The following is a 20,557-nucleotide window of genomic DNA, read 5'->3' as shown; positions in this document are numbered from 1 at the left end:
AGTAGTTGCAGTGATTTGTTGATAATTTGACTGAAATGAATTAAAATTGCACATCTCATTTTAGAATCTATCCCCCATGATAACAGTTAAACAGCTTAAAGATTTAGTTCATGTTTATCAAAAGAAAGCTGTCGATTTTTCACTCGAAATTGACGCCGAAATATTAGAGATCATTCGGATTGAATCTGACTACACGTTTTCTCTTTTTGCCCAATTCATCGATAAGGATGACGATTCCGTACTTTCAGCAAGCACTGTCAAGGAAATAAGAGATTATTTTAAAACGCGCTGGAAAGTACTCAAAAATAATAATCTTGCCTATACACGCTTCCCCTTTTTACCGGTTAACCAGTTTTGTCTGAAAGTGGCAGAGGGAATTGCTCGTCCGGGAGAGGCGGTTTGTACTATTTTAATGCCGAGCCTGCTGGGTTTAAATCGACTCGCTAGTTCACTTAAATTCGAAACGGAAGATGATGGTCATTTTAAGCTGGAAGATTATATTGTTAACCAGGATTACACGAAATTAATTCCAATCAGGGAAATTTTTGAATACGCAGCCCTTAACAGTGATTATGTTCTCCCTGATTTTCAGCCGGCTGATGCCCAGCTAAAGTATCAATTAGGCGGCAGGGATTTTGTTAATCTGGAAGAAGTCACAGGCGAAGCAAGTCAACGATTTATACGAACTCTGAAACAGCATCATACACGCAGATACGACAATAATTCACTGGGTTTTGCTATCAAACGATTAGCCACTGAGCTTAGGAAGTCCTCCAAATCGGATGCTGGTAATGAGCAGTTAGCTGATAATAAAGCCTTGGGCGATGCGGTACATGTTTTTCATAACCTATGGAGTGAATTGTCTCCTGACCTTAGTTTGCCTCAGGAAACAAATGCTGCTCCAATAGAAATATTGGTAAAAGATCTAAAATTAAAATCTTACGGCTATGGGCAGGCCACTCTTGAAAGCTATTTGCTCTGCCTCTTTTTTCATTTGAAAATTGAACTGACAGAAGAGGAAGTAAGCCGTGTATTAGCCGAAAATATTTTTCCTTGTACCCATCAGATATCCGATACTCTTGTTGAGTACCTGAATCAATACCCTGCGCTCTTTAATATTTCTATTCAAAAAGAAGACCAGCAGCAGGACAGTTTGCCTGCTATGGACACTTTACTGCCGGATGTTTTAAATGCGCTTGCCAAACGCCCTCCCATGCTTGACGGTGATGATTCTGAGTTTCATGAAAAATTCATAGGATTGGTGTTAAAAACTTCTCCCTATAATCTGAATTTAGCCGCTGATTTTATCGCACCCTGTATAAAACGTTATGGAAGTATCAGAAATTTAAACGGTTTGCGGGGTATCATTACAAAAGTGGCTGCTAGGATTGCTGATTCGTGTTTGAGGGATATGCCGTATGAAACAAATCTGCATCGGTTACTTCCATTTTTTACCGGTATACAGCAACAGCTTATTCTCGATACGCATTTTGAAAAACTGACGCAGGAATACAATAGTAAAAGCAAATTTAAGCTGCTGACAAAGGCTCTTCATCCAGAAGTTGCAAGCGGTATGAGAAAAAAATATGCCCAGCAGTTAGCCCCTGGAGTTCTTTCCTGCGAAGACTTGGTTGCTTTACTCAATAAAGTTAGCGCTGAGGTGATTGATGAAGTTCTAAATTTCATCAAGCCCCGTCTCTACGAATGGTTGAGTCCAAAGAATTGTCATACTATCCAACAGCTGCTGTCTTCCTCGAAGCTGTATACTTTATTGGCGGAGCAAATAGAAACTCATACTACATCTTTCGAAACCTGGAAAAAACATTATCTGGCCTGGCAAAATTATATTGAACTGCAATCTTTATTGATTAAGCTTCTATTTTTAAAGTACAGTGAGCAGGTAAAAGACAGCGATACGCTTTTTCCCCTGGTGCAGGCAAGCCAGGGTGGATTTAAGTTGCTGCTTATTAAAAAGTTTAGCGGTGTCATTTGCAACCAAACCTTATTTGCCCTATATTTAGGTGAAATATCCGAATTTCATCATGATAATTATTTGGAATTGGTTGAATGGGAGTCCTGGATTAATTCCCTATCCGAATTAAAAGAATTCGCCAGTTTATTTCCCTCGCTTAAGCTTCGCATTACTATTTTATCCAGGTTTACCTCAGCCCAATTAAAATGCAGTGAAGAGGAGTTTTCTGCCCTAAGGGAGTCCCAATACACACCCGAAGACCTGGAGTTGATTAAACAGTTTGATTCTGAAGCAGCAATTGCAAGACTGGAAGTTTACCTTAGAGCCAACAGCGAGCGAGCGCATTCATTTATGAGATTTTTGACGCATAGGAGATTAGGCGAGGAGAGGATGCAAATGGCAGAAGATTTGATTTTGAAATTAAGATCCGACTGTAGTCCCTTTGAAAAAATTAATGCATTGCGTGAATGTGAAATACAAATTAAAAATAATTCGCATGGTACTCTGAGAGGAGCTAGCGGCAGTCACCTCTATTCAATTATCTGCGGCTTATTGAAGAAGCCCCTCAGTGAAGAAGTGGATGAACCGCGTTTCTACCCAATGTCCATTGGATAGTAGGTTGGGCTGTAAAGCCCAACAATGGATACTTGATAAAACAATGAGTCCCTGGACACATTGTTGTTGGGCTTTACAGCCCAACCTACGAAAGTTGCGACATCAAGCCTTTTACAAATCCACTTACTTCCGCTAAGGGGATCATATCAAGCTCTGCTTTATTTCGCGCTTTATATTCAACCGCCTGTTGTTCCAAATGCCGCTCGCTGATCACCAGGCGGTGAGGGATCCCTACCAAATCAGAATCAGCAAACAGTACACCGGGCCTTTCATTACGGTCATCAAGCAATACTTCCACACCCTGCGCGGTTAATTGCTGGTATAGATCCTCTGCAGTCGTTCTGACTATCTCAGAGCGGTGCGCATTAATCGGAATGATAACCAGATGGAAGGGGGCTATGGACAAAGGCCAGATAATACCGCGTTCATCGTGATGCTGCTCAATGGCTGCAGCCACCACGCGGGAAATCCCTATGCCATAACAACCCATCTGCATCACTTGTAACTGCCCCTCCTCATTGATAACAGAGGCATTCATTGCTGCCGCATATTTGTCGCCTAACTGAAACACATGGCCAACTTCAATACCGCGGCAGGAGGATAAAGTCCCTTTGCCGTCCGGGCTGGCATCGCCTTCTTTCACATTGCGTAGATCATAGGCATCTTGATATTGCGCATCCCTCTCCCAGCAGGCATGCGTGTAGTGCTTGTGCTCTGCATTGGCACCACAGACGAAATGGCTTAAGGCCAGGGCATGGTGATCAACAATCAAAGGGATGGACAATCCTACAGGACCCAGGGAGCCAACTGGTGCTGGCAATGAGGATTTAACCTGCTGCTCGTCGGCAAAGCGAAGCGGGGATTTCACTAAGGGATGCTTGGATGCTTTGACTTCATTTAACTCATCATCGCCACGCAATACCAGCGCAACCAGTGGGTGCTCGCGGCCGTCCACGATGAGTGTTTTAACCACTTCCCCGGAAGACACTTTTAAATAGCCAGCGACTTCTTCGATGCTTCGCATGTCAGGGGTATCGACCAGCTGTATTTCCTGGCTCAAATCAGGCTCGGCTTTCGCTGGAATCAGGGATCTCGCCTGTTCAACGTTTGCAGCGTAGTCGCTTTCATTACTATAGAAAATAATATCTTCACCCGAGTCAGCCAGCACCTGAAACTCATGGGATGCAGAGCCGCCAATGGCGCCGCTATCTGCTTCAACAGCGCGATAGCGCAAGCCCAGACGGGTAAAAATCCGGCAATAGGTCTGATACATGGTATTGTAAGTGGCTTGCAGGCTCTCTTGGCTTAGATGAAAGGAATAGGCATCTTTCATAATAAATTCACGGGCGCGCATTACCCCGAAACGAGGTCTGATTTCATCGCGGAATTTAGTTTGTATTTGATAGAAGTTGACTGGTAATTGCTTGTAAGACTGCAGTTCATTACGCATTATGTCTGTAATGACTTCTTCATGAGTAGGTCCAAAACAGTAATGCCGCTCATTACTATCGGTCATGGTGAGCAGCTGGCCGCCGAAGGTATCCCAGCGTCCAGTTTCCTGCCAGAGTTCCGCAGGCTGCACGGCGGGCATAAGCACTTCCATTGCCTGGGAGCGGTTCATTTCCTCCCTGACAATCTGCTCCACTTTTTGCAACACTTTAAGCCCCATAGGCAGCCAGCTGTATAAACCAGAACCCAGCTTTCTAATCATACCGGCACGAAGCATCAGCTGTTGCGACACAATTTCTGCGTCACTTGGCGTTTCTCGAAGGGTTGGTAAGAACCATTGTGAAGCCCGCATTGTTTTTCCTGTTAATTTTGCAATGAAGCTATTATAAGGAGCAAGCGGGAAAGTGCAATCGGTTTTCAAAAACTCGAAATGCCGCGGGCCTTTGATACGCCGCTAAAGCGGCTCCTCGGACCCAATGCTAAGCAGGGATAACTAATAGCGAAATGCGGGATCTTCCGCCTTCTCAAGGTCATCTTCCAGAACAAGATTATCGCTGTTTTTCAGGCTGAGCTGATATTCCTTAATCATGTCATAAAACTGCATTAATGCCTCCGCCAGTTTCCTGCGATAGCCTTTAACATGTTCTGGCTGGTGTACGATGGGGGTTCTGGTAAGCGGGCATTCACTACGGTGTTGATTGATTCCATGCCATGCGGAAGCATTTACCACTTTACCTGAAGTAAGGACATAGGGTTCATCGAAAAGATCGAGCGTCACAGGGCAGAATAAATCAGTTCCCAGCTTATTTACTTCAAGCCATTGAGCAAAAATATCTTTCATGAGTTTTGCCGTTCCCTCTCTATAAGGTTTTGCCTGGTTTAACGCGGCATTCAGCAATTCCCTTGGAGGGAGACTAAAGTTTTCATACTCTTTCAGGCTTTTTACAACGGACATCTCTTGTTGAGTGTCCAGATTTTGTCTTATTTTCTTTATCACTTCTATGCTATTTGCCAGAGCATCAAGGGGTTTATCATAGACTTTCTGAATGGGCGATAATTTATGTTGCAACACAATGTAAGGCCCGGAATGATAATAGCTCTCCTCTGCGGAGGCTTGTGTTTCCAGGGGAAGAAGCATCCCCGATGGTGTTAAAGGTAATTTTTCAAAAATTATTTTCAACAAGGAGTCGATAAGCTCATTAACCATTGTCTCTTTTGTCTGTGCTTCGAAGGGCTTTTTAGAAAACTCAGCGATTCTTTTATAATCGACAACCTTCCATTTCTTGCCTATATAAACGAATCGTTTATGATCGATTCTCCCTCCCAATTTGTAGGATAAACTAATCATCCCCGTTTGACCGCTTTCTCTAATCAGCCAGCTGCCGTCTACTTTATTTCTAAGTTCATCCTCAAAATCCAGGTAAGGTGCTTGAGGGGAGTCAGTGAGTTTTTGCTTGAAAACCATACACAATGGCCTGTTATCCGGTGATGTTTTGTCTTCCTTTTGTTTATCTTGTCTTAATAATTCCTGAATTTGGCTGAAAGATTCCACTCGCGCATCCTTAATAAAATTGAAAGCTGGCTTGTTTAAAAGCTGTCTTTGTGTTCTTAAATTGCGCTAATTTTACATTTTTTGATGAGGGTTTGTCAAAAGAATTAATCCCCGTGTAAACGGGGATTGAAGGAAGAGGCCGCTTTTTGCGGGAAAAAGCGTTTCAGAATAAAGCGATTTTAATCTTCATCATCCCAGCTTAAGGTACCGCCGGCCTGATATTCAATGACACGGGTTTCAAAGAAGTTTTTCTCTTTCTTGAGATCCATCATTTCACTCATCCACGGGAAGGGGTTTTCCGCCCCGGGGTACTGCTCGGGCAAGCCAATCTGGCTTAAACGGCGATTGGCAATGAAATGCAGGTACTCTTCAAACATTTCGGCGTTCATTCCCAGGATGCCATGAGGCATGGTATCTCTGGCATATTGATATTCCAGTTCTACACCCTGACGAACCAGCTGAATCATTTCTTCTTTGAAAGCAGGCGTCCACAGATGCGGGTTTTCAATTTTGATTTGATTAATCACATCAATGCCAAAGTTCATGTGCATGGATTCATCGCGCAAAATATATTGGAATTGCTCAGAGGTACCTACCATTTTATTACGTCGGCCCATGGACAGAATCTGGGTAAAGCCTACATAGAAGAAAATACCTTCGAAAACCACATAAAAGGCAATCAGATCGCGCAGCAGGCGTTGATCATTTTCCGGTGTCCCTGTATGGAAATTCGGATCGCCGAGGCTTTGGGTAAAGGGCAGTGCCCAGGCGGCTTTAGTGGCAACGGATGGAATTTCCCGATACATATTAAAGACAGCCGCTTCATCCAGACCAAGGCTCTCGATAACGTATTGGTAGGCATGCGTATGCAGCGCTTCTTCGAAAGCCTGACGCAGCAGGTATTGGCGGCATTCCGGGTTGGTAATATGCCGATACACTGCCAATACCAGATTATTGGCAACCAGTGAGTCTGCGGTTGAGAAAAAGCCAAGGTTACGAAGAACAATCAAGCGCTCGTCTTCGGTTAATCCATTCGGATCTTTCCATAAGGCCACATCGGCGCTCATGTTAATTTCATTGGGCATCCAATGGTTAGCGCAGCCAGTAAGGTATTTATCCCAGGCCCATTTGTACTTGAAAGGTACGAGCTGATTTAAATCAGCTCGGCAATTGATAATCTGCTTATCGTCTACGTGAATGCGTCCCGCACCCATTTCCGGGGCTTCCAGGCCGGTTGCTCCCATATGCCGCAATGGGGCATTCATTGATTCTTGTAATTGTGACATGGAATTCTCCTTTATTGGCATGCTTCGCAGTCTGGATCAAGGATTGAGCATACTTTAGGCTCTTCAATCTTGACTGCATTGAGCGCACCGTCTGTAACTGTCGATTTTTCTGCATTACTTGCCCCTAAACTACGCAAGTAATAAGTGGTTTTCAAACCGCGCAACCAGGCATGTTTATAGAGTTGATCCAGCTTTTTACCGGAAGGCTTCGCCATATAAATATTTAATGACTGGGCTTGATCAATCCACTTCTGACGCCGTGAACCGGCTTCGATTAACCACATTGGATCAATTTCAAAAGCGGTCGCGTAGCGGGATTTTAACTCATCAGGGATACGGCTGATAGGCTGTACACTACCATTATAGTACTTCAGGTCATTGACCATTACCTCATCCCAGAGATTCAATGCTTTCAAATCAGCCACCAGATAAGGATTTACAACGGTAAACTCCCCGGACAGGTTGGATTTGACATACAGATTCTGGTAAGTCGGTTCAATGGATTGCGAAACACCGCAGATGTTGGAGATAGTTGCCGTGGGGGCAATCGCCATCACATTGGAATTACGCATCCCCTGAGTGCGAACCTTCACGCGCAGGCTTTCCCAGTCCAGACGTTGCGAGCGATCCTGCTCCAGGTATTTGCTGCGGGACTGCTGCAGTAAGTTAATGGAATCAATCGGCAGAATTCCCTTGCTCCACAATGAACCTTCATAAGTAGAGTAGCTGCCTCGCTCTTTAGCCAGTTCACAAGAGGCTTCAATGGCGTAGTAACTGATTAACTCCATGGACTCGTCAGCAAATTGAACAGCCTGCGGAGACGCATAATCCATTTTCATTGCATAAAGTGCATCCTGGAAGCCCATTAAACCCAGACCAACCGGACGATGTTTCAAGTTGGAATTGCGGGCCTGGGGCACAGAATAATAGTTAATATCAATCACATTATCGAGCATGCGGACAGCTGTCGTGATTGTACGCTTTAATTTCTCACGATCAATTCTGCCATTTTGGATATGGGCGGGCAAATTAATGCTGCCGAGATTACAAACGGCAATTTCATCGCTTGACGTATTTAAAGTAATCTCTGTGCACAAATTGGAGCTATGAACTACCCCTGCATGCTGCTGTGGTGAGCGGAGATTACAGACATCTTTAAATGTCAGCCAGGGATGGCCGGTTTCAAATAGCATGGAAAGCATTTTACGCCACAACTTAACAGCAGGGATGGTTTTGGCATTATGAATTTCACCAAGACGTGCCATGCTTTCATATTCTTTGTACGCCGCTTCAAAAGCCTGGCCATACAGGTCATGCAGGCCTGGTACTTCATCCGGAGAAAACAGTGTCCATTCACCTTCTTCCTGAACACGCTTCATGAATAAATCAGGAATCCACAGTGCTGTATTCATATCATGCGTACGGCGGCGATCGTCACCAGTATTCTTACGCAGCTCCAGAAATTCCTCAACATCACGATGCCAGCATTCCAGATAAGCGCAAACAGCCCCTTTACGTTTACCGCCCTGATTGACTGCTACAGCCGTTGCATCAGCCACGTTCAGGAAAGGCACCACACCCTGGGATTTCCCGTTAGTGCCCTTAATATGAGCACCCATGGCCCGCACCGGCGTCCAGTCATTGCCAAGACCGCCAGCAAATTTGGACAATAAGGCATTATCCTTAATCGCGCCGTATATGCCATCCAGATCATCAGGGACAGTGGTCAGATAACAGCTGGACAGCTGCGGCCTCACAGTGCCTGAATTAAACAGGGTAGGGGTTGATGACATGTAATCAAAGGAGGACAGCAGTTGATAAAATTCAATTGCCTTGGCTTCCCGGTTGGTTTCACGAATCGCCAGCCCCATGGCAACGCGCATAAAAAAGGCTTGCGGTAATTCGTAGCGAGTTCCTTTCTCATGGATAAAATAACGATCATAAAGTGTTTGCAGGCTGAGATAAGTAAATTGCATATCGCGCTCTGGCAGCAAGGCTTTAGCCAGTTGTTCCAGATTAAACTCACCGAGCTTATGGTCAAGAAGCCCTTGTTTGATACCTTGTGCGATATAGGCTTTAAAGTAAACGGGGTAAAGATTGCTCATTTCATCAAAAGTGGCTTCGTTCTGTATACCCAGTTTATTCAGCGCTTCGCTGCGCAGGCTGTCTAACAGCAGGCGTGCACTCACATAAGTGTAATTGGGTTCGCGTTCGACCAGGGCACGGGCAGACATGATCAGCGCTTTATGCACCTCTGCCAGTTTGGCTTGATTATACAGATTACGCAGCGCATCCTTAATGACAGGCTCTGCCTGGACATTGGAAAGATCGCGGCAGGCTTCCTCGACAATCGTTTGCACGCGAGACATGTCAAGCGGTCTGCTTTCGCCGTCAGGCATGACAATTAATGGAACTTTACTGTCTTTAGCCTGTTGTTCTAACTTGGATTCACGCGCTTCCCGGTGTTTTTCACGGTAAACCACATAGGCTCTCGCGACCTTGTAATGGCTGCTGCGCATTAAGGCTAATTCAACCTGATCCTGAATATCTTCAATATGGATGGTTCCACCTGTAGGCAGGCGTCGTTTAAAAGCCTGTGTAACCTGATTGGTCAGCTCTTCGATTTGCTCACGAATGCGGTCAGAGGTCGCCGCGGCGGCGCCTTCTTCGGCAATAAAGGCTTTGGTAATGGCAATTCTGATTTTACTTGCATCATAATCAACCACCTTGCCATTGCGTTTAATGGTTTTTATCGCACCGGGGGCGTTAGCGGTCAATTCCAGTTGACTTATGTACGGCACATCTTTTACCGGCTCAAGAAGTTCTGACATATTGGCTCCAGAATTATTGTGTTTATTGTGGTCTGGCAAAATCCCCAGAAGAGCAGAACATTCTATCTGTCTCAAACAAAAAACACAATATATTGTGGTTGCATTACTTATAGTTTAGTACATCTTGTGTTTTTCCTCCGCTAGTTATCCCCATAATCCACAATCTGACAACGTATGAAGTTTATTGGGGTTTTAAGGGATATTTACATTTTATCCACAGGGTTATGAACAGCCAGACGGAAAATGTAAGCCTTAGAGCCGATGCTTCGTCCCTCTCAGTGGTACCCCAGCCCGCTACGTACCGCGACTTGTTCGCGGTATCTAAACCCATAGCTGTCTACACAAGTGCATGAGAATTAAAAGCTATCGAATCCCCGCGGCTGCGACCGCGGGGCCCACGAAGCCAATTTAATGTGAAGCACACTTGTTTATGACTAGCTGTTAAACCCTATTTTTTGGCAACATTGAAACTTGTCTTAGGACCACTACTTCAACAGGCATGGGCCCCGCGGTCGGTGCCGCGGGGATTCGGTGGTCGGTGCCGCGGGGATTCGGTGGTCGGTGCCGCGGGGATTCGGTGGTCGATGCCGCGGGGATTCGGTGGTCGATGCCGCGGGGATTCGGACGGGGAAAACATTTGTGTAGATAGCTATGATTTAAACCACAGGGGTTAACCAACTAGAAACCATTTCTGGATACTGCGGACAAAGCCGCAGTAAGTAGAAGAGAAGAAGTTTGAAGCGATTGGCTTCGGTCTTAAAGGCTGGCTGAAAAGGTTCAAGGTTTCGCCTTCACAATCACCGCGTCCGAGACATTGGAAAACCCATGCACATTCAGATGAAAGCTGTCGATCTGGGCATGGAGCTGGCTTGAACTTCCACCATCCAGATTCAGGGCATTCAAACAATTAAGCGGCGGGGCTTTCATGATCTGTGCGAGTTCGATAGTCGACAGGGCGGCATTGTCGGTGACCAGGATAATGACCTCGCCGTCGGGAGTAATGCCTAAGGCTGTTCGTTCTGCACGTCCGGGTTTTAGAGGGGGAATCTGCCCATTGATTAACAGGCGAGGGCCGCTTTGAACGGCAAACTCGATTTGATTGTCGCGCCTGAACTGACGAACATTAGTAATATAGGGTTTATCATTGCGGATGTAAAAGATACCCCACCAGCTGATTTGCTTTAGCGGGCTTTTTAACTGCCGGTTTTTAATGCGAAGGCCTAAAGGTTTAAACTCCTGATCAAAAAAACCGCCGTTGATAGTGAGTAATGCATTGCTGTGTTGGGCAAATTCATCGGCAGACGCATATTTAACTGCCATATCCTTGGCAAATACCAGGGATAATTGATTATACTTTAAATTAATTCGGAAGGCATAAATATGCGACCATGGAGTTAGGTAACTTTCTTTTAATTCCTGATAGTCGATACCAGAGGTCAGCTTATGCCAGTTATTGGAAGCCAGTGCATAATTGAGCACTAAGGCTAATAATGAAACGGTGAGCAGGGATTTCCAGATCCGCGTCAGCCATTTTCTGTTTACAATGGTTTGACTGGGCATAGTAATCTTGTATCCTTGTGAGCAAAATATTTTTTCAGCAGTGGAAACCGCCATGCAAATAACAACGCAAAATAGCAATGAAATGCAGCAAAAGTCAATCGAGAAGTTATCTGAGTTGATGGGAGATGTGTTGGCTCGCGCTAAAGCCCTGGGGGCTTCCGATGCATCGGTTGCCGTCAATCAGGATAACGGTTTCTCTGTCGATGTACGGATGGGACAAGTCGAAACGGTTGCATTTAGCGATGATAAAGGCGTCAGTCTGGTGGTTTATTTTGGCCATCAGAAGGGAAGTGCCAGCAGCACCGACACATCGCCTGATGCCCTTGACTCACTGGTCGCTGCCGCCTGTGAAATTGCTAAAGTGAGCGCGGCCGATCCCTGTTTCGGGCTTCCTGATGCGGAATTAATGACAAAGCAATATCCCAATCTGGAACTTCATCATCCATGGGCAATTACCCCCGCACAAGCCATTGAAATGGCCTTGGCCTGCGAATCCCATGCTTTGTCTTTAGACAAACGGATTAGCAATTCGGATGGGGTTAATATTTCTACTTACGAATTCTGTCACGGTTTCGCCAATACCCGTGGGGGAGAGGGCTTTTTGCTGGGTACTCGCCATGGTCTGAGCTGCTCTTTAATTGCCCAGGAAGAAACGTCGATGCAAAGGGATTATGACTATACTACTGCACGCTATGCCAGCGATCTTGCGGATATCAAATATCTGGCTGCCAATACCGTTGAAAGAACAATAAGCCGACTGGGCGCAAAAAAAATCAGTACCCAGCGAGTGCCTGTATTATTTTCTTCACGCATTTCCAGCGGTTTATTGTCCAGTTTTATTAATGCGATCAGCGGTTCCAACCTTTATCGTAAAAATTCATTTTTATTAGACTCCATTGATCAGCAGGTTTTTCCAAAAGGCTTCAAAATTTACGAGCAACCCCATATATTGCGTGCCCTTGGCAGCTCGCCCTTTGACAGCGAAGGTGTGCCGACTCGGGAGAATGTGTTTGTTGAGGACGGCCGGATTAAGCAATATGCCCTGAGCACTTATTCAGCACGGCGCATGGGGTTAAAAACGAGCGCGAACGCGGGTGGCGTACATAATCTGACGCTCGATTCTACGGCGGGTAATTTACAACAATTAATCAAGCAAATGGACAAGGGTTTGTTAGTGACTGAACTGATGGGGCAAGGGGTTAACGGTTTAACCGGTGATTATTCCCGCGGAGCCAGCGGTTTTTGGGTAGAGAATGGTGAAATCCAATTCCCGGTCGAGGAAGTAACTATTGCAGGGAATCTTAAGGATATGTTTCTGAATATTGCGGCAGTCGGCAGTGACATCAATCCCAATATTGCTACCCGTTGCGGTTCGATTTTAATTGCCGAAATGATGCTGGCTGGAAAATGAAGGTCAGCTCAAGTTGCATCATGATAAGGTTTGCAGGTTTACATTAGGTACTGCGACTATCCTTGGCGTACTTACTGCGACTTGACCTTAGCGTACATAATACGACTTGACCTTGGCCTACTTACTGCGGCTTGTTCGCAGTATCCAGATCAGGTCAACCCAAAGCATTTAAAAGCATTTACTGGATACTGCGGGCAAGCCGCAGTAAGTAGGCGAAGAGGGGCCTCAAAGGTTTGACAGGCAAGCGGCAGGGAAAATATCAGCTGAGGGGTTCTTCCTTTAATTCTTATCGCGGAAAATAATACGGCCTTTTGTCAAATCGTAGGGTGTCAGCTCAACTTTCACCTTATCCCCGGTAAGAATGCGGATATAATTTTTGCGCATGCGCCCGGAAATATGAGCAGTGACGATGTGCCCGTTTTCCAATTCAACACGAAACATTGTGTTAGGTAAGGTGTCAATCACTGTTCCCTGCATTTCAATATGATCTTCTTTTGCCATAAGTCTCTCAAAAATTGCTCTTCAAACAAATAAAAGCAAGATAGTGCACTAAATTAAAAAAAATCGCAATCAAAACCTATATACAGTCAGCCAGATGAGCCCAGTTTCCTTGAAGCGCAGGGTACTGTAAGGCTTGTTGAAGCCGATGCATAAATTCTTTACGGCTGATAATCACAGCCCCCATGCTCATCAGATGGGCAGTGGGCAACTGGCAATCGATGAATTCAAAATTTTGCCGGGAAAGCATCTGGCAAAGATAGTACATGGCCATTTTGGAGGCGTCACGTTCATAATGAAACATGGATTCACCAAAAAAGGCCTTGCCAAGGCTAATCCCATATAATCCACCAATCAGGCGCTGTTCACGCCAGATTTCAACACTGTGCGCAAAACCCATGTCGAAAAGATTAATATAGGCAGTCTGCATTTCCCTGCTTATCCAGGTATTATTTTCACGATGATCGACAGTCGCACAAGCCTGGATCACTGCATTAAAAGCAGAGTCAATTCTCAACTCATGCGCTTGTTTCAGGCTTTTTGTAAGACTGCGGCTTAATTTGAATTGCTGCGGGTACAGAATCAGTCTTGGGTTGGGAGACCACCAGAGAATAGGGCATCCAGGCTCAAACCAGGGAAATATTCCCTGGCGATAGGCGGACAGCAACCGGCCGGATGAAAGATCACCGCCGATTGCCAGCAATCCCTGCGCATCACTGCTTTCTGGATCAGGGAATGGATAATGTTCGCCGTCATCAGAAAAATCAGAAATGATTATTCTCCCAAATCGTCCAGATATTTTTCGGCATCGAGTGCTGCCATGCATCCAAAGCCAGCTGAGGTAATCGCTTGCCGATACACGTGATCGGCCACATCGCCACAGGCAAACACGCCGGGAATCGAGGTGGCGGTCGCCATGCCGTCCAGTCCGGAACGAATGATCAGATAACCGTTATCTTTCATATCCAGTTGGTCTTTGAACAGGCTGGTATTGGGATCATGGCCAATCGCAATAAAAACCCCATCAAAGTTCAGTGTCTGTATTTCCCCGCTATTCACATTGCGGACACGTGCGCCGGTTACTTTCATGCCATCGCCGATAACTTCCTCGAGCGTATTATGCCAAAGTAATTTGATATTTCCGTGCTCGGCTTTTTCAAATAATCGATCCTGAAGAATTTTTTCAGCCCGCAAGCTGTCACGTCGATGGATAAGGGTAACAGATGCGGCGATATTGGATAAATACAGCGCCTCTTCAACAGCAGTATTGCCGCCGCCGATTACGCAAACTGTTTTATTGCGATAGAAAAAGCCATCGCAGGTGGCGCAGGCGGAAACTCCTCGGCCCTGGTAGGCGCTTTCCGAATCAAGACCCAGGTAGCGGGCAGATGCGCCTGTGGCAATAATCAGGGCATTACAGGTATAGGATTCGCTATCCCCCTGCAAAAGGAATGGCTTTTGTCGAAGGTCAGCTTTGACGATATGATCAAAAATAATTTTAGTATCAAAACGCTCGGCATGTTTCTGCATGCGTTCCATTAATGCCGGGCCTTGAAGCCCTTCGATATCCCCAGGCCAATTATCCACATCCGTAGTGGTGGTTAATTGTCCTCCCGGCTGCATGCCAGTGATTAAAACCGGGTTAAGATTGGCGCGTGCTGCGTAAACAGCTGCGGTATAGCCTGCTGGGCCTGAGCCAAGAATTATCAGGCGATGGTGATTGCTATTAATCATCTCTGCCTTCCTCGCGAATTATGGTAAGATGGCAAATGGTATGATAAAAACACAGATTTTAAAATAGTTATGGCAAAACAAGAATCCGGGCGGCAAACTGGGGCCCTTAAAAAAAACCTGCAGCCATTTATACAAAATCGGATAAGCGAGGGCGGTTTTATTCTGATATTAACCTTCTCGTTATATATCTGGCTTTCTTTAGCCACATACAGTATTACCGATCCAGGATTGACCCACGTACAACACAGCCATGTCCCTATTGCCAATGCCGGGGGTAAGGTAGGCGCCTATATAGCGGATACCCTTTACCTTTTGTTTGGTTATTTTGCCTATATGTTACCTGTTTGTATTGCTTATTTAGCCTGGGCAATCATGCAGGATCAGAAAACCCTGAAGTCCATTAGCCGATTTACCCATATGCTGCGCAGCAGCGGTCTGCTTTTTCTGATGATTAGCGGATGCAGCCTGCTCAGTCTTGAGCCGGGAATTACTGCAATTGACGGCTCCCAAAGCGCAGGCGGATTGCTGGGCGATTTTGTCGCGGAAGGTTTTAATTATGCGTTAAACCTGCATGGCGCTACCTTGCTCTTATTGGCAATTTTTCTGGTAGGAGTGACCTTTCTTACCGGTATTTCCTGGATTCAGGCGGTGGAATCCCTGGGTTATTACACACTTGATTTGGGACGCAAAATAGCTTGCGGTGCGAGGTCAGGTTGCCGTGGGATTTACAAATCAATTTCTGTTCTGCGTTCTCTCGCAAAACGTTTATCTGCTCTAAAAAAACAGAAGGAGACTCCAGAGAAGCAGGAACAGGAAGAAGCAGCAATGACCAGCCGCTCTTTAATCCGGGAAAAAATCAGACAAAGAAAGGAAAAGAAAGAGAGCAGGCAAAAGAATATCCCGGTACTCATGCCAGCAGCCGAGCCAATCGAAGAAAAAAAACGAGCGGAGCCGGTTATTTCGATACCAGCCGTTGCCCAGGCATCGGTTGCGGTATCAGCCCCCGTCGCTCCTTTACTGGATAACATGCCAGTCACCAAAGCGGTCAGAGAGCCTAAAACCAGCAAACCCCCGGTTACCCCAGGACTGCCTTCATTGTCTCTGCTGGATAAAGGACAGCCCGGCAAAGTAATGGGCGGCTTTTCCCATCAGGAGCTGGAAACCTTGTCCCGTGAAGTAGAACAGCATTTACTGGATTTTGGTATTCAGGCGGATGTGGTTGCGGTGCATCCTGGTCCGGTAATCACCCGTTTTGAACTGCAATTAGCTGCAGGTATTAAAGTCAGTAAACTGACTGCACTCGCCAAAGATTTGGCGCGTTCCCTGTCAGTAACCAGTGTGCGGGTGGTTGAAGTCATTCCTGGTAAAACGGTGGTGGGTCTGGAATTGCCCAATCAGCATCGGGATATGGTGCGTTTATCCGATGTTTTAACATCCGATACTTATCAACTGGCGCACTCTCCCCTGGCATTGGCTTTGGGGGTTGATATTGCCGGACATCCTATGGTGGTTGATTTGGCAAAGATGCCTCACCTGCTGGTTGCAGGAACCACTGGTTCTGGAAAGTCAGTGGGTATCAATGCCATGATTTTAAGCCTGTTATTCAAGGCAACGCCTGATGAAGTACGTCTCATCATGGTTGACCCAAAAATGCTGGAATTATCAGTCTATGATGGCATCCCGCATTTATTAACGCCGGTAGTTACCGATATGAAAGAAGCGGCCAGTGCACTGCGCTGGTGCGTTGCTGAAATGGAGCGGCGTTATCGCTTAATGGCTGCAATGGGGGTGCGTAACCTGGCCGGTTTCAATACTAAACTGGCAGAAGCAAGCGCCGCTGGCGAAGTGTTAAGCGATCCAACCTGGAAACCCGGCGATTCAGTCGATGAGCAGGCGCCAACCCTTGAGGCGCTCCCTTACATCGTGGTAATCATTGATGAGCTGGCGGACATGATGATGGTCGTCGGTAAAAAAGTGGAGCAATTAATTGCGCGTATTGCCCAGAAGGCAAGGGCCGCCGGTATTCATTTGATATTGGCCACGCAAAGGCCTTCGGTGGATGTATTAACCGGTTTGATTAAATCCAATATTCCAACCAGAATGTCATTTCAGGTCTCCTCAAAAATTGATTCCCGTACTATTCTGGATCAGCAGGGTGCTGAGCAATTGCTGGGGCATGGGGATATGCTGTATCTTGCACCAGGAACCGGCGCACCGCTGCGGGTACATGGCGCGTTTGTTGATGATCAGGAAGTCCACCGTATTGCTGATGACTGGCGTTCACGTGGAGAACCTGAATACATTGATGAAATTACACAAACCTACGATCCCTCGGAGGCACCGAGCGAGGAAAGCAGCGGCCAAAATACAGAAGATTCTGATCCGCTTTATGATCAGGCCGTTGAGTTTGTATTGCAAACACGCAAAGCCAGTATTTCATCAGTGCAGCGGCGTTTAAAAATAGGCTATAACCGAGCGGCAAGGCTTGTTGAGGAAATGGAACGCACAGGTATCGTAGGCCCCCTGGAAGGCGGGTTCCGCGATGTGCTGGTATCATCAGTGAATGAGGAATAAATATGAAAAAATTAGTAACTGCGGCTTTATGCCTGTTGGTGAATACAGCGTTTTGCCAATCAGCGGGCGAGGAATTACAGGCAAAATTAAATGCCTTAAGAACAATGAGCGCCAACTTCAATCAGGTAGTCAAGGCGGGTAAGCGTGAAGTATCAGAGACTTCCGGTGTTATGGCTTTATCCAGGCCGGGTAAGTTCCGCTGGGAAACCAAAGACCCAATGGAACAATTAGTGGTCGCAGACAGTAACCGCCTGTGGGTTTATGATGTCGATCTTGAACAGGTCACTGTCAAAAAACAACAGAATGGGCTTGGTGGTACGGCGGGTCTTTTTTTAAGCGGCTATGACAATACGGTTACCCGCGATTTTGAGGTTAGCGCTGACGCCAATGGGAAAAAAACCAGCTATGATTTGAAAGCCAAATCGCCGAAAGAAAATTTCCAAAAAGTGAAACTTATATTTAATGGCGATAAATTAACTAATATCGAATTATTTGATCAATTAGGCCAGCACACCAGCGTACAATTGTCTAATATTAAAAATAATCCCAGCTTATCCGCCAGCTTATTCCAATTTAAACCCCCTAAAGGTGTTGACGTAGTCGAGCAATGAACCTATTTTCCGAGCAAGCCTACACACCGCTTGCCGAACGCATGAGACCTGACGTTTGGCAGGAGGTTGTAGGTCAAACCCATCTTTTGGCAGAAGGCAAGCCGCTTCGATTGGCCTTTACTTCTGGCAAGCCGCATTCCATGATTTTCTGGGGGCCGCCTGGCGTTGGCAAAACCACTCTGGCGCGTCTTGCCGCCAAAGCCTTCGATTGCGAATGGATCGCCTTGTCAGCCGTGTTGGCGGGGGTGAAGGATATCAGGGCCGCTGTTGAACAAGCTGAGAAAAATCGTCATCACCAGCGCCAGACTATTTTGTTCATTGACGAAATTCATCGCTTTAATAAATCACAGCAGGATGCATTGCTGCCTTTTACGGAATCGGGCTTGATTACTTTTATCGGCGCAACCACTGAAAATCCCTCTTTTGAAGTCAATAATGCATTACTTTCCCGGGCGCAGGTTTATGTACTGAGATCCCTGAGTGAGGAGGAGCTGGGATTGCTGGTGAAGCGTGCCCAGGATAAAGGGTATATCAGTATTGATTTTGATCCAGAAGCCCTGGCCACTTTAACGGCAATGGCGGATGGTGATGGCAGACGCTTGTATAATTTCCTGGAGCAGATTGATTCAGCCGCCAGACTGGAATCCCTCACACGGGTGCAAAATGAACAATTACTGAGAATGTTAACGCCAACTGCCCGACGTTTTGATAAGGGTGGCGAGCACTTTTATGATCAGATTTCTGCCTTGCATAAATCCGTACGCGGATCTCATCCGGATGCTGCCCTCTATTGGTTATGCCGTATGCTGGACGGCGGAGTGGATCCCTATTATTTATCCAGACGGATAATTCGCATGGCCTGGGAGGATATTGGCCTTGCGGATCCTAAAGCCATGCAGATTGTTAATGAGGCTGCAGCAACTTACGAACGGTTAGGCTCGCCTGAAGGCGAGCTCGCTTTAGCACAGGCAGTAATTTATCTTGCTGTCGCCCCAAAAAGCAATGCAGGCTATATGGCCTATAACAAGGCCCAGGACTTTATTAAAAAAGATAAATCCCGGGAAGTTCCTTTACACATTCGCAATGCACCGACCGCTCTCATGCAGAAACTGGGTTACGGGCAGCAATACCGTTACGCCCATGATGAGCCCCATGCTTATGCAGCAGGCGAAAATTATTTGCCTGAAGGGATGAAAGAGCCGCATTGGTATGTTCCGGTTCCTCGGGGGCTGGAAATTAAGATAGCGGAAAAGATGAAGTTTCTTCGGGAACTGGATAAAGAGTATAAAAAAACAAGATAATTTTCCAATAGTGATATTATTTGAACAACAAATGGTCGCTAGGGATTAGCCTACTGTAAGTCCAATGTTATTTCAGGATATCATCCTGACTTCTTATTTTCACTCAGTTTTGGTACATTCAATTATCACTTTAGTTGAAATACAATTGCATGCTATCAGACATCTCCATTAAAGAAATTTTACTCTGTGTGCCTACAGGTCTGATAGTGCTCAATACTCAGGGGCTTATTGCCTGGATGAATGAGGCTGCTATAGCGCTTATCGATGCGGATGTCACTGGTCAGCAATGGCGCGAAGTTATCGACAAAGTTTTTTCCCCGAAAGAAGACGATGGCCTGGAAGTATCGCTGGTCAATGGCCGCCGGGTTCATCTTGCTATTTCCTCACTTTCCAATCCCCCTGGTGAACTAATTATTTTAACCGACTTCACCGCTACCCGTGAATACGAACATGCCAGGGAAAATCAAAACCAGTTAATGACATTGGGGCGTATGACAGCGCAGTTGGCCCATCAGATCCGCACTCCTTTGGCTTCGGCAATGTTGTACGCTGAGCATCTGTCTGCAATGCAAGGGCTGGAGGACAGAAACAGGCTATGGTTATCCAGACTACAGGCCTGTCATAATGCTATTGAGCAGCAAATTGAAGAGCTTTTATTGTTTGCACGCGGGGAGCGTCTGGAGAAGCGGCAACTCGATTTGCAGCAATGGAGCAGAGCACTGGAGGAAAGAATTTATATCTTGTTCGAAGATAAAACGGTACAATGGAAAATAAATAACCAGCTGCCAGTGCGACAATGCCTTCTCCACGAAGAAGCCTTGATCGGTGCCATGTTAAATTTAATCAGCAATAGTTTGCAGGCAGAAGCTGGGCAGATTGTAGTTGATATGATAGTCAATGAAGAAGGCTCCGGATTTATTCTCAGGGTCAGCGATAATGGGAAAGGAATGCCCCCTGAGGTTGAAGCGCAGGTTTTTTCGCCCTTTTTTACCACACGTGCCCAGGGAACCGGTTTGGGTCTGGCTATTGTTAAAGCCGCTACTGCTGCGCACAAGGGTATGGTGACAGTAAATACTTCTCCTGGGAAGGGTTGTATTTTTGAATTGCAGATTCCCTGGTAAATAAAATGAATACTTTCATTTAGTTATTGAAGCATCTTATTT

The 20,557-nt window shown here is 46.0% G+C and carries 14 protein-coding genes; 6 read left to right on the top strand and 8 right to left on the bottom strand.

Features of this window, described 5'->3' with window-relative positions; genetic code table 11:
• The first annotated feature begins 76 nt into the window (after positions 1–76).
• Positions 77–2,587, top strand: a complete 2,511-nt coding sequence (locus DYH42_RS10620) for a hypothetical protein (RefSeq protein ID WP_058523209.1) — start codon at positions 77–79, stop codon at positions 2,585–2,587.
• Positions 2,588–2,672: 85 nt separating this feature from the next.
• Here DYH42_RS10620 and DYH42_RS10615 read toward each other — a convergent pair whose 3' ends face one another.
• From DYH42_RS10615 to DYH42_RS10595, 5 genes are all read right to left on the bottom strand, one after another.
• Positions 2,673–4,388: a proline--tRNA ligase gene (locus DYH42_RS10615; RefSeq protein WP_058523210.1), complete on the bottom strand. Its 1,716-nt coding sequence runs from the start codon at positions 4,386–4,388 to the stop codon at positions 2,673–2,675.
• 141 nt (positions 4,389–4,529) lie between these two features.
• Positions 4,530–5,588, bottom strand: a complete 1,059-nt coding sequence (locus DYH42_RS10610; RefSeq protein WP_058523211.1) for a hypothetical protein — start codon at positions 5,586–5,588, stop codon at positions 4,530–4,532.
• A 179-nt stretch (positions 5,589–5,767) separates the two neighbouring features.
• Positions 5,768–6,874, bottom strand: coding sequence for a ribonucleotide-diphosphate reductase subunit beta (locus DYH42_RS10605; RefSeq protein ID WP_058523212.1), 1,107 nt, complete (start codon positions 6,872–6,874; stop codon positions 5,768–5,770).
• Positions 6,875–6,885: 11 nt separating this feature from the next.
• Positions 6,886–9,705 (bottom strand): ribonucleoside-diphosphate reductase subunit alpha, encoded by a 2,820-nt coding sequence (locus DYH42_RS10600; protein WP_058523213.1) that lies wholly within the window; start codon positions 9,703–9,705, stop codon positions 6,886–6,888.
• A 777-nt stretch (positions 9,706–10,482) separates the two neighbouring features.
• On the bottom strand, positions 10,483–11,265 hold the full coding sequence (locus DYH42_RS10595; protein ID WP_058523214.1) for a phosphodiester glycosidase family protein: 783 nt from the start codon (positions 11,263–11,265) through the stop codon (positions 10,483–10,485).
• A 52-nt stretch (positions 11,266–11,317) separates the two neighbouring features.
• Here DYH42_RS10595 and pmbA point away from each other — a divergent pair, with 52 nt between their 5' ends.
• A complete protein-coding gene (pmbA, locus tag DYH42_RS10590; RefSeq protein WP_058523215.1) occupies positions 11,318–12,676 on the top strand; it encodes a metalloprotease PmbA in 1,359 nt (452 codons plus the stop codon).
• 279 nt (positions 12,677–12,955) lie between these two features.
• On the opposite strand, the gene infA is transcribed toward pmbA, so the two are convergent.
• The 3 genes from infA to trxB all read right to left on the bottom strand — a co-directional run bounded on the left by infA (position 12,956) and on the right by trxB (position 14,908).
• On the bottom strand, positions 12,956–13,177 hold the full coding sequence (gene infA, locus DYH42_RS10585) for a translation initiation factor IF-1 (RefSeq protein ID WP_025386155.1): 222 nt from the start codon (positions 13,175–13,177) through the stop codon (positions 12,956–12,958).
• Positions 13,178–13,253: 76 nt separating this feature from the next.
• Positions 13,254–14,000, bottom strand: coding sequence for a leucyl/phenylalanyl-tRNA--protein transferase (gene aat, locus DYH42_RS10580; RefSeq protein WP_083503091.1), 747 nt, complete (start codon positions 13,998–14,000; stop codon positions 13,254–13,256).
• Positions 13,949–14,908, bottom strand: a complete 960-nt coding sequence (gene trxB / locus DYH42_RS10575) for a thioredoxin-disulfide reductase (protein ID WP_058523216.1) — start codon at positions 14,906–14,908, stop codon at positions 13,949–13,951. Before trxB ends, aat begins: the two co-directional genes overlap by 52 nt.
• Before the next feature lie 69 nt (positions 14,909–14,977).
• Here trxB and DYH42_RS10570 point away from each other — a divergent pair, with 69 nt between their 5' ends.
• From DYH42_RS10570 to DYH42_RS10555, 4 genes are all read left to right on the top strand, one after another.
• Positions 14,978–17,482 (top strand): DNA translocase FtsK, encoded by a 2,505-nt coding sequence (locus DYH42_RS10570; RefSeq protein ID WP_058523217.1) that lies wholly within the window; start codon positions 14,978–14,980, stop codon positions 17,480–17,482.
• A gap of 2 nt (positions 17,483–17,484) precedes the next feature.
• On the top strand, positions 17,485–18,093 hold the full coding sequence (gene lolA, locus DYH42_RS10565; RefSeq protein WP_058523218.1) for an outer membrane lipoprotein periplasmic chaperone LolA: 609 nt from the start codon (positions 17,485–17,487) through the stop codon (positions 18,091–18,093).
• The gene (locus DYH42_RS10560) at positions 18,090–19,394 is read left to right on the top strand and encodes a replication-associated recombination protein A (RefSeq protein ID WP_058523219.1); all 1,305 of its coding nucleotides are present in this window, start codon (positions 18,090–18,092) and stop codon (positions 19,392–19,394) included. The genes lolA and DYH42_RS10560 overlap by 4 nt, the downstream gene beginning before the upstream one ends.
• Before the next feature lie 149 nt (positions 19,395–19,543).
• The gene (locus DYH42_RS10555; protein WP_058523220.1) at positions 19,544–20,515 is read left to right on the top strand and encodes a sensor histidine kinase; all 972 of its coding nucleotides are present in this window, start codon (positions 19,544–19,546) and stop codon (positions 20,513–20,515) included.
• The last annotated feature ends 42 nt before the right edge of the window (positions 20,516–20,557 follow it).

It is taken from the genome of Legionella birminghamensis (assembly GCF_900452515.1).
Lineage (GTDB): Bacteria > Pseudomonadota > Gammaproteobacteria > Legionellales > Legionellaceae > Legionella_C > Legionella_C birminghamensis.
Note: the sequence above shows the minus strand (reverse complement) of the source record. Positions and strands in the feature narration are given on the sequence as shown.

Bases quoted from the DNA above. Each gene is read 5' to 3' on its own strand.
- lolA (WP_058523218.1), top strand. From the start codon at position 17,485: ATGAAAAAATTAGTAACTGCGGCTTTATGCCTGTTGGTGAATACAGCG.
- DYH42_RS10615 (WP_058523210.1), bottom strand. From the start codon at position 4,388: ATGCGGGCTTCACAATGGTTCTTACCAACCCTTCGAGAAACGCCAAGT.
- infA (WP_025386155.1), bottom strand. From the start codon at position 13,177: ATGGCAAAAGAAGATCATATTGAAATGCAGGGAACAGTGATTGACACC.
- DYH42_RS10570 (WP_058523217.1), top strand. From the start codon at position 14,978: ATGGCAAAACAAGAATCCGGGCGGCAAACTGGGGCCCTTAAAAAAAAC.
- DYH42_RS10560 (WP_058523219.1), top strand. From the start codon at position 18,090: ATGAACCTATTTTCCGAGCAAGCCTACACACCGCTTGCCGAACGCATG.
- pmbA (WP_058523215.1), top strand. From the start codon at position 11,318: ATGCAAATAACAACGCAAAATAGCAATGAAATGCAGCAAAAGTCAATC.
- trxB (WP_058523216.1), bottom strand. From the start codon at position 14,908: ATGATTAATAGCAATCACCATCGCCTGATAATTCTTGGCTCAGGCCCA.
- DYH42_RS10555 (WP_058523220.1), top strand. From the start codon at position 19,544: ATGCTATCAGACATCTCCATTAAAGAAATTTTACTCTGTGTGCCTACA.
- DYH42_RS10605 (WP_058523212.1), bottom strand. From the start codon at position 6,874: ATGTCACAATTACAAGAATCAATGAATGCCCCATTGCGGCATATGGGA.
- DYH42_RS10600 (WP_058523213.1), bottom strand. From the start codon at position 9,705: ATGTCAGAACTTCTTGAGCCGGTAAAAGATGTGCCGTACATAAGTCAA.
- DYH42_RS10595 (WP_058523214.1), bottom strand. From the start codon at position 11,265: ATGCCCAGTCAAACCATTGTAAACAGAAAATGGCTGACGCGGATCTGG.
- aat (WP_083503091.1), bottom strand. From the start codon at position 14,000: ATGCATGGCAGCACTCGATGCCGAAAAATATCTGGACGATTTGGGAGA.
- DYH42_RS10620 (WP_058523209.1), top strand. From the start codon at position 77: ATGATAACAGTTAAACAGCTTAAAGATTTAGTTCATGTTTATCAAAAG.